This window comes from Okeania sp. SIO3B5 (assembly GCF_010692555.1).
In the GTDB taxonomy this organism is placed as follows: Bacteria; Cyanobacteriota; Cyanobacteriia; order Cyanobacteriales; family Microcoleaceae; genus Okeania.
The window spans coordinates 1-9,128 of the sequence record NZ_JAAHHG010000414.1 but is presented as its reverse complement, the minus strand read 5'-3'; the positions used below and the strand labels follow the sequence as shown (position 1 = coordinate 9,128).

Genomic DNA, 9,128 nt, shown 5'->3' with positions numbered 1-9,128 from the left:
GGAAGCAAACATATTTCACTCCTTGACGACTAATTCCTTCTTCCAAGATAATGAGTTAATAATTCATAGCTGATAGCTGAAGTCCGCAGTTCCTCTGAAAGAGGCTAGCTGACGGCTGAATGCTTACAAAATTATTAAAATTATTCATTATCAATTATTCGGTAATTTATTTCATGGAACAATCAAAATCTAATCAAATAAACTGGTTTTCAGAGTATACAAATACTGCCCAAAAGGTAGAAAAAACAGGTCAATATCAACCGTTAATAGAATGGTATGACCAAAACTATGAAATTTTTGAGGGTGGTACTTATGCTGCCAAAAAATGCTGCCAATTTCTACATCAACATATTGGTCATTCTTCAAATTTAGCTATTCTAGATTTAGGATGTGGTACTGGAGACCAAGGTCGTATTTTGAGTGAAATGGGGGTAAAAGGTTCCTTTTATGGAATTGATATGTCACTAGGAATGTTAGAATCTGCTAAAAGTAAGGGATTATATAAAGAACTTAAACAGTCTATTCTTCCAGAAATTCCCTATCCTGATAATACCTTTGATATTGTAATTAGTGCAGGAACTTTATGCACTCCTGGAAATGCGCCACCACAAAGTTTACTGGAAATGATTCGGGTGACAAAATCAGCAGGAATACTATGTTTTTCTTACCGTCAACATTGGTTTGAGAATGAGGAGAGTGGCTGGAAAAAAATCCATGAAGAAATGTTAGAAACAGGCTTAATGAAGCAGCTTTTATTTAAGGTTGATAATTATAGTATGGAACGAGATATCAGTGGGTTATTTTTTCTTTGTCAAAAATGTTGAAAATATTGGTTTGAAGTGGTAATCGCTTCCCCGAAAAAAGTTATAGTTAAACAGCATAATTTAATCAAAGATAAGTCAATGAATAAAAAATCTCAAGAATTTAACGAACAACGTATCCTCTCTCATGGAAATGAAAATGAAAGTCTTGAAGAAGCTATAGAAAGGATTAAACAAAGAATCATCCAGACTGGGGATAAACCCCATGTTACTGTTGCTAGACAATGAGAAATCCTCAATCAATTAGTAGATTTTCCGGGTGCATCTCAATGCGTGAATAAAGCCAAAAAATTATCGCTTTTAGGGAACAGGGAACAGGGAACAGGGAACAGGGAATATATATAGTAAAAAAGTATTTTTGCTTGCTATGAGATGCACCCGATTTTCCTAAAGGAAAATTTTTATTAAAAAATCGTGGTTTAAATGGCTATTGGATAGATTATATGATGGAACACCAATATAGAGTTGGTGGTATTAATGCACAAGATTGTACTTTAAAAGAATTAGAAAAATTTATTTTGGAGAGAAATCCTCACGTTCTTGCTACACAACAAAGATATATCAACTTCGGTAAAATTCTTCAGAATTATGTACAAGAGGATATAGTTTTTGCTTCTTTACCTTGTGGGATAATGAGAGATTTATTGCAGTTGGATTTTACAGGTGTAGAAAATTTTCGTTTAGTGGGAATTGATATTGACCATGAAAGTTTAGAATTGGCAAAAAAATTAGCTGTAGAATATGGGTTATCACCAAAAGTAGAATTTCATCAGGAAGATGCTTGGAATCTGCCTTTTGAAGATGAATTTACACTATTAAATAGTCATGGTTTAAATGTTTATGAACCTGATGATAAAAAAGTCTCCGAATTATATCAACAGTTTTTCAAAGTATTAATACCAGGAGGTGTATTAGTAACTAGCTTTACAACCAAATCTCCAGATGTTGACCCTAATTCAGAATGGAATATGAGTCAGATTAATTCAGAAGATTTACTGCTGTCAAACATTATATTTTTTGATGTATTAGATGTTAAATTTACAGCCTTTAGGAATTCATTAACAACAAAAATACAACTACAAACTGTTGGTTTTGATGAAATAGAATTGATTTGGGATAATGCCAATATATTTCCCACGGTAGTAGCAAGGAAACCTAAAAAATAATGTGGATATTTTTTTTATTTGAGGTAGAATAAATGATTTCAGGACTTACGCATGAGGTACGAAAAACTAGAATGTGAAATTGCTTCCCTGTGGGTCGCTTCGGACGAAAATACCTTGTACTGCGTAAGTCCTATGATTTTTCATTAATGGATAATGGATAATGGATAATTGATAATTACCTCTGGTTAAAACCGTTCTTGATTGAATATAAGGAATATTGTCTTTTTTTTCCCCTTAAAAGGGGAGGCTTTAAACCTGAATTATTTAATTATTAATTATTAATTATTAATTATTAATTATTCGGTAAAAAATCAAGAATTATAGATAAAAAATGAAAAGTATTACCCCTTCTCCCTAATTTCAATGAAATTCATACAAAACTACCATCAAACTACTACAGTAATTGAGAAAATCAACTAAATTAACGACTGTTATTATAGAAAAATAGAAGTAAAAAAGGCGTTGCTGAATAAATGTATGATATCATGTCCGGTAGCATCGTTTGTGTATAAAATTAAGGTGAAAAAAGGAGAAAACCTTCTGCCTCCTGCCTCCTGCCTCCTGCCTTCTGTACACCAAAGTCTAATTATTCAACCGGACATGATATGATTTCACAGTCCTCATGAGTCAGGAGTTAGTAGATAGAAAGGAGTTTTTCGGTGACTAAATAGAAAGAAATAGGTATAATTTGCACTACTGTTTTGGCTGAAAATTTATCCAACGTTGAATTTCATACCTCAAATTAGTAACGCCGTAAAAAAAATAGTAAAAATATCAACCCAAGAATATAAAATTATCGTATAAAATTACATTCTGTTTGTAAAGTAGTAATTGGATGTCTCTAAATTATTGTCCTAATTTAACCGATCTGCCTAATGACAGAATTACATGAGAAACAACAACAGGTATAATTTAAAAATACAAACAACAAAATAGTTAAAAAATCAATCAGAGGATATCGAAATTATGGCATACGATTACGATCTATTTGTGATAGGTGCAGGATCGGGTGGGTTAGCATCTTCAAAAAGGGCAGCATCTTATGGGGCAAAAGTAGCGATCGCTGAAAATGATTTAGTAGGAGGTACTTGCGTCATTAGAGGATGTGTCCCAAAAAAACTCATGGTTTACGGTTCCAGATTTTCCCACTTGTATCAAGATGCAGTAGGTTATGGTTGGAGTCCAGTAGAACCAAGTTTTGATTGGTATAAATTAATAGATGCTGTAAATACAGAAGTTCTACGTTTGAATAAACTACACATCAGTTTCCTGGAAAAAGCAGGGGTAGAGTTAATAGAAGGATATGCCAAATTTATCGACTCCCATACCGTAGAAGTAGGCGATCGTAAAATCACAGCAGATAAAATCTTAATCGCTGTCGGTGGAAAAGCAGAAAAAATAAACATTCCCGGAATTGAACATAGTATTACTTCCCGCGAAATGTTCCACCTCCAAGAACAACCAAAAAGAATGGCAGTTTGGGGAGGTGGTTATATCGGTGTGGAATTTGCCGGAATTTTAAATGGTGTTGGTACTGAAGTTACTCAAATTATTCGTCGGGATTTAATTTTGCGAGGTTTTGACAAAGACATTCGCAGCAATATTCAAGAAGGAATGACAAAACATGGGGTTAACTTCCGCATTAATACAAATGTAGAAAAAATTGAGAAAGTCGAAGAAGGTTTAAAAATTCACTTAACTGGAGAAAACACCAAACCTCTAATTGTCGATACATTCCTCTGTGCAACTGGACGTAAACCAAACTTAGAAGGTTTGAACTTAGAAAACGCTGGAGTAGAAACAGTGAAAGGTGCAGTTGCCGTTAGTGGAAACTGTCGTACCACTCAACCAAATATTTATGCAGTGGGAGACTGTATAGATAAAGCAAATTTAACTCCTGTTGCTATTGCCCAAGGCCGTGCTTTTGCTGATACAGAATTTGGTAATATTCCTAGATCTATTTCTTTAGAAAATATTCCCACAGCAGTCTTCTCAGAACCAGAAGGTTCCACTGTTGGTTTAACAGAAGCAGAAGCTAAAGAAAAATTTGGTGACTCCATCAAATCTTACCGCGCCAAGTTTCGCCCAATGTTCCACAGTTTCACAGGTGCAGATGAGAAAGTAATGGTGAAATTGGTAGTCGAGGGTAATACTGAACGCGTTTTAGGAGTACACATGGTTGGTAAAGATGCAGGAGAAATTATCCAAGGAATGGCGATCGCTGTTAATATGGGTGCAACTAAAGCAGACTTTGACCGCACTATTGGTATTCACCCCTCCACTTCAGAAGAGTTAGTAACTTTACGTTGAAGATGGTTGTAGGTTTTAGATGATAGGTATTAGGTTGAAATACTTAATACTTAGTACCTTTCGAGAATAGCTAGTGCCACTAGGCGGAAGTTATACTAAATCCGGCGATCGAAAGAACCGTTATTATGAAACTAAGGCAGAAGGCAGAGAGCAGAAGCGGTGCTATCCCGCGTTGGCGTAATATCATGTCCGGATAATCAGTGATAAAAAACCTTTTCCCTTCTAACCTTTTCTTTCCTCTCTTGGTGCGCATTCCCTCTCTTGGTCAGCATTCCGCAAGCGAGCTGGCGTCGTCGCGGGGTCTGACCGCTTGCGTCTGACACCGACGCGGGGTCGCACCGCTTCTGCCTCCTGCCTCCAGCATAGCTGCCTTACCTCCTTCAAAGTGTAAGTATTCAACCGGACATGATATAAGACGCAAGCGTTCGAGGGATGGCGTTTTGCTCCGCAACATATAAAGCGGAGCGGCTCTGATAAAAGCTGGTTTCCTCGCCATATCCAATCGACCAAGAAAATATTCAATTCAGTATTTTCAAGCCTCCGGTTTTAGTCTGAGGTACTGATAACTGATAACTGAAATGACCATGGCGAGGTTTGCGCTAAAGCGTTATAACTAAAAAGAAGCGCTTTGGCGTTTTTCATGAATTGATTAAAGGAAGTAAGAAGGAAAAAGTAAAACCTAAGTTGGAAGAGACAATTTCGGGAACAAAAGTTAGTCAATCTTCTTCATCTTTTTTTTCAAATCAATTCAAACCTAGCCAAATATCAAGAGGTAAATTTTTATGTCCCCGGCTTTGATTTCTGCTTTATTAGGGTTGTTTGTTATACCCTTAACTATTAGTTCTGTTATTGCAACTCCTAACTACAATAACAATGATCAAAGAATCACTCAAACAACAAAATCACAGAAGTCACAATCAACAGAAGAAGGTGTATTTCAACAACTAAATCTTACACAAGAGCAAGCTGATAAAATTGTAGAAATTCGTCAGCAACATCAACAGAAAATTATTCAAAGTTTAGAAAATTTGCGGGGCGCTCAAGAAGAATTGAATCAAATGATAATTGCTACTAATACTGATAATCAACTACGGCAAAAACATGACGAAGTTTTACAGTTGAGAAGAGAATTGGCAGAACTACAATTTAATACTATTCTCAAAATTAGAGAAGTGCTAACTCCCGAACAATTACAACAATGGTCTAAGTTAATGCAGCAACGCCGGGAATCTCTCAAAAATCGCTAGTATAGCGCTGTGCGCAGGCAACAGCTCATCTGGCAACAGCTCATCTGGCAATAGGGGGAATAAATTGCCGATAATATAAGACTTTTAGCTCTTTGGCCCCTCCTGCAATTTGTAAATATACCAGCGCTCATTGCTATAAAATTTAAGCATTCAGCTATTACCTTTCAGCTATCAGCTTTCATGAGGAGGTTTAAATGAATATAGACTGTTTTAGCTGACTGCTGAATGTTTACCTTTTCTTTCCCTTCAGTCTTCTGCCTTCCTTCGTCCTAAGTGTAACTATTCAACCGGACATGATATAACACCTAGCTAATAGGCATTTCTAAAAATTAAATCAATTATTATCCATAAATTATCAATTATTTCTCCTTCCTCTTTTGGAGGAGATGTATAATTTTTATGTTCAATTTAACTGGAAAAATGCTGAATAATTACACTTATATTTATTTACATGGATTTGCCTCTAGTCCCAAGTCTAATAAAGCTATATATTTGCGCGATCGCTTCGCCGAAATTCACCTTAATCTTAATATTCTTGATTTAAATCAAAATGGTTTTTACAACCTAACTTTGACAAGACAAATTCATCAAGTAGAGTCAGAAATAACAAAAAAATCTACACCAATAATATTAATTGGCTCTAGCTTTGGTGGTTTAACATCTACTTTTTTAGCAGAACGAAATGCAAATATTAAAGCAATAATTTTACTTGCACCCGCCTTTAAATTTTTATCCCATTGGCAACAAATTTTAGGAGAAGAAAATTTACAAAAATGGCAGAAAAGGGGAAATTATTGGATATACCATTATGGAGAAAAAAAATATTCACTATTGAGTTATGATTTTATAGTTGACTTGAACAAGTATGAAGAGAAAAATTTAAAACTTACTTTACCAACTTTAATTATTCATGGTTTAAATGACAATGTGATTCCTATTCAAGCTAGTCGAGAATTTGTTGCTAAACGCTCCTGGATAGAGTTAATAGAACTTGATACCGATCATACTTTAGGGAATGTAATGACAAAAGTTTGGCAGGAAATTTATCAATTTTTAAACCAAGACTTTAGTTAGATAAATAATTAAGATAAGGTTATAAATATTGTATTAGTAAAAAAATATTAATTATTATGTTCAGTATGTCAGAAAAAAAAAGGCGTAAGCAATGAATGAAGTTAAAACTATACAAACTTTAGCAGTTGATATTGGTGGCAGCGGGATTAAAGTAATAGTCTTAGATGAAACAGGAGAACCTATCACACAACGTAGTCGTGTAGAAACACCAGAACCAGCAAAACCAGACCCAATATTAAAAGAGATTGTCTCTTTAGCAGTAGAACAAGGAGAATTTGACAGAATATCCGTAGGTTTCCCTGGTGTAGTTATGGATGGCGTGATTAAAACAGCAGTAAATTTAGATTCTGACTGGATAGGGTTCAATTTGGCAACAGTTCTTTCAGAAAGGTTGGGGAAACCCGTGCGAGTTGCTAATGATGCCGATATTCAAGGACTAGGAACAATTGAAGGTAAAGGAGTAGAGTTGGTAGTTACTTTAGGAACTGGTTTCGGTTCAGCATTGTTTGTAGAAGGAAAGCTAGTGCCAAATTTAGAAATGGGTCATCATCCATTTCGCAAAAAAGACACTTATGAGGAACAGTTGGGAAGAGCAGCATTAGATGATGTTGGTAAAAAGAAGTGGAATAAGCGCTTAGAAAAGGCGATCGCTACTCTACAATCTTTATTTAATTGCGATTGTATTTATCTTGGTGGTGGCAATACAAAAAAAATTGAATTTGAATTACCAACGAATGTAAAAATAGTGCCGAATGTAAATGGTTTATTAGGAGGAATTGCCTTATGGAAGGAATAATTGGCGTTGCTGAATTTAGTGTATGATATTAATCTTCATTATTTAGGAGTCAGGAGTCAGGAGTCAGGAGTCAGAAGGGAAGAAAGAGGAATAGAAGGAGAAAGTTTTTTGTTTGCTGGCACACAACGCACGTTAGCGCAGAGCGCTAACGGAATTCTATTACACTCCGATCCGGACATGGTATCATACCTCAAATTACCAACACCGAATAATTTAGTAGTCATGATTTTCGTATTTCTCTATTTATATCAAATCCGCTAGGGTTCAGTATAAAAAAATGTTCCATCTTCAGTCGTTGCTAAATCTTTCTTGAAGCGCCGACAGCGGAATGTGGCGCAAAAAGCATTCCGCAGAAAATGCTTACCGAAAAATTCAGGTATAAAGCCTCTCCATTCATGGAGAAAAAAGCGGTCGTTTTGTTACGCAACATATTTGCGGAGCATGACCTAGGAAAAAGCGGGGCTTCCCGTAGGGTGGGATGGCGAGGAAACCTGCGCCATATCCATGAGACCAAGAGAAGAAAAAAAACCTTTGATTCAATCCTCTTAATTTATAAGAAGAGGTAATTCTAAATTCTTAATTCTAAATTCTTAATTCTAATTGTTTGGGTAATTGATCGCCTCAAGTAAATGTTTAGTTATCTCAACTAGAATGCAGGGTGTCAAGTTCCATTCTTTGTTTAGCTTGATGCAAAAAATAACCACTCATCATCGCAGAAGCCAATATTTGACCGAGATTTTCTCTGCTAGTAGTTATAGTCATGCCAAAATGCTCTGGTGGTAAATTTCCCAACATTCCTCTTAAACTTTGCTCCATAATTTGAGCAACTTCTGGTTCTGGTTGAGAAAGTTGAGCTACAGTTTCTGGGTTCAAAGATTGAACATATTGCCATAATAAGTTATCACTACTGGATTGATTGGCAGAATATTCAGAGGGATGACTTGGAAGATTATTCATAGTACTTAATCTGGAATTAATAGAGTTTAGTATTTAGTTATATATTAGCAACATTTTTCAGTTTCTCTATTAAGAGTGACCGAACTTTTCGATCCGGTTTTTTCTACCTTAGCAAAAGCGTATTTCACGTCTGACAGTTTGTGGGTGGGTTTTGTTAAAGAAGCACCTCAGCAATCAGCAGATTTTTTTTGAGACTCCCTAGTGCCGCTACGCGGAAGTCAGAAGTCAGAAGTTAGAATTCAGAAGTATTGATTGGTAAGGCTTTTAGGATTTTGTGACTGGTCAGTTATTTCTGCCAGGTGGTGGTGCATAGTAATGGTAGAGAGAGTGTGGGGGGATGGGGAGATGGGGGGATGGGGAGATGGGGAGATGAGGAGATGGGGAGATTGAGAGATGGGGAGATGGGGAGATGGGGAGATGGGGAGATGGGGAGATTGGGGGATTGGGAGTGTGGGAGAAATTAAAAAATATATATCTTCTACCATTACCATGCAGGACTACCTCCGCCATTCTGCCCTAGTTTGTGGAGCATTCCGGAACGAAAAGGAGATTTCAACTCCGACTAAACCATCCACCGGGGATTTTTACCCAGAGCTACTAAAAGCTGATAGCTAGTAAAATAGAGGAAATAAATCTTAAATGGCGATCGCTACTCAAATTTCCCAGTTAAATTTACAGCGAATTCCACCAAGGGTGAGGTACACCCCGAAGCGGGCAAGATGCCCGCACTGGGAAGATTTAATTGTTAATATCAGTA

General features: G+C 36.2%; 12 protein-coding genes. 10 read left to right on the top strand and 2 right to left on the bottom strand.

Translation table 11 applies throughout. The features are described from left to right. Positions 1-173 precede the first annotated feature (173 nt). The 4 genes from F6K54_RS33880 (at position 174) to gor (ending at position 4,297) form a co-directional block, all read left to right on the top strand. Complete coding sequence (locus F6K54_RS33880) at positions 174-824, top strand: class I SAM-dependent methyltransferase (RefSeq protein ID WP_293087934.1); 651 nt, start codon at positions 174-176, stop codon at positions 822-824. 15 nt (positions 825-839) lie between these two features. Continuing rightward, positions 840-1,049 (top strand): hypothetical protein, encoded by a 210-nt coding sequence (locus F6K54_RS33875; protein ID WP_293087932.1) that lies wholly within the window; start codon positions 840-842, stop codon positions 1,047-1,049. A gap of 215 nt (positions 1,050-1,264) precedes the next feature. Beyond that, positions 1,265-1,987 (top strand): class I SAM-dependent methyltransferase, encoded by a 723-nt coding sequence (locus F6K54_RS33870; protein ID WP_293087931.1) that lies wholly within the window; start codon positions 1,265-1,267, stop codon positions 1,985-1,987. Between the two features lie 966 nt (positions 1,988-2,953). Continuing rightward, entirely contained in the window at positions 2,954-4,297 is a 1,344-nt protein-coding gene (gene gor, locus F6K54_RS33865) for a glutathione-disulfide reductase (protein WP_293087929.1), read from the top strand. A 222-nt stretch (positions 4,298-4,519) separates the two neighbouring features. On the opposite strand, the gene F6K54_RS33860 is transcribed toward gor, so the two are convergent. Further along, complete coding sequence (locus F6K54_RS33860) at positions 4,520-4,696, bottom strand: hypothetical protein (protein ID WP_293087927.1); 177 nt, start codon at positions 4,694-4,696, stop codon at positions 4,520-4,522. A 383-nt stretch (positions 4,697-5,079) separates the two neighbouring features. Between F6K54_RS33860 and F6K54_RS33855 the strand changes: the two genes are divergently transcribed. The 4 genes from F6K54_RS33855 to F6K54_RS33840 all read left to right on the top strand — a co-directional run bounded on the left by F6K54_RS33855 (position 5,080) and on the right by F6K54_RS33840 (position 7,675). After that, on the top strand, positions 5,080-5,544 hold the full coding sequence (locus F6K54_RS33855) for a Spy/CpxP family protein refolding chaperone (protein ID WP_293087925.1): 465 nt from the start codon (positions 5,080-5,082) through the stop codon (positions 5,542-5,544). A gap of 399 nt (positions 5,545-5,943) precedes the next feature. Continuing rightward, a complete protein-coding gene (locus tag F6K54_RS33850) occupies positions 5,944-6,618 on the top strand; it encodes a YqiA/YcfP family alpha/beta fold hydrolase (RefSeq protein ID WP_293087923.1) in 675 nt (224 codons plus the stop codon). Between the two features lie 91 nt (positions 6,619-6,709). Then, complete coding sequence (locus F6K54_RS33845) at positions 6,710-7,414, top strand: ROK family protein (protein WP_293087921.1); 705 nt, start codon at positions 6,710-6,712, stop codon at positions 7,412-7,414. 6 nt (positions 7,415-7,420) lie between these two features. Then, positions 7,421-7,675 carry a hypothetical protein gene (locus F6K54_RS33840; protein ID WP_293087919.1) on the top strand — a complete coding sequence of 85 codons (255 nt, stop codon included), beginning with the start codon at positions 7,421-7,423 and terminating at the stop codon, positions 7,673-7,675. 381 nt (positions 7,676-8,056) lie between these two features. Here the strand turns inward: F6K54_RS33840 and F6K54_RS33835 are convergent, their stop codons facing one another. Next, a complete protein-coding gene (locus F6K54_RS33835; protein ID WP_293087918.1) occupies positions 8,057-8,371 on the bottom strand; it encodes a DUF760 domain-containing protein in 315 nt (104 codons plus the stop codon). A 299-nt stretch (positions 8,372-8,670) separates the two neighbouring features. On the opposite strand from F6K54_RS33835, the gene F6K54_RS33830 reads away from it, so the two are divergent. Then, positions 8,671-8,835, top strand: coding sequence for a hypothetical protein (locus F6K54_RS33830; RefSeq protein WP_293087916.1), 165 nt, complete (start codon positions 8,671-8,673; stop codon positions 8,833-8,835). Continuing rightward, on the top strand, positions 8,765-8,986 hold the full coding sequence (locus F6K54_RS33825) for a hypothetical protein (RefSeq protein ID WP_293087914.1): 222 nt from the start codon (positions 8,765-8,767) through the stop codon (positions 8,984-8,986). The genes F6K54_RS33830 and F6K54_RS33825 overlap by 71 nt, the downstream gene beginning before the upstream one ends. Positions 8,987-9,128 lie beyond the last annotated feature (142 nt).

Bases quoted from the DNA above. Each gene is read 5' to 3' on its own strand.
- F6K54_RS33855 (WP_293087925.1), top strand. From the start codon at position 5,080: ATGTCCCCGGCTTTGATTTCTGCTTTATTAGGGTTGTTTGTTATACCC.
- F6K54_RS33870 (WP_293087931.1), top strand. From the start codon at position 1,265: ATGATGGAACACCAATATAGAGTTGGTGGTATTAATGCACAAGATTGT.
- F6K54_RS33835 (WP_293087918.1), bottom strand. From the start codon at position 8,371: ATGAATAATCTTCCAAGTCATCCCTCTGAATATTCTGCCAATCAATCC.
- F6K54_RS33850 (WP_293087923.1), top strand. From the start codon at position 5,944: ATGTTCAATTTAACTGGAAAAATGCTGAATAATTACACTTATATTTAT.
- F6K54_RS33825 (WP_293087914.1), top strand. From the start codon at position 8,765: ATGGGGAGATGGGGAGATGGGGAGATGGGGAGATGGGGAGATTGGGGG.
- F6K54_RS33880 (WP_293087934.1), top strand. From the start codon at position 174: ATGGAACAATCAAAATCTAATCAAATAAACTGGTTTTCAGAGTATACA.
- gor (WP_293087929.1), top strand. From the start codon at position 2,954: ATGGCATACGATTACGATCTATTTGTGATAGGTGCAGGATCGGGTGGG.
- F6K54_RS33845 (WP_293087921.1), top strand. From the start codon at position 6,710: ATGAATGAAGTTAAAACTATACAAACTTTAGCAGTTGATATTGGTGGC.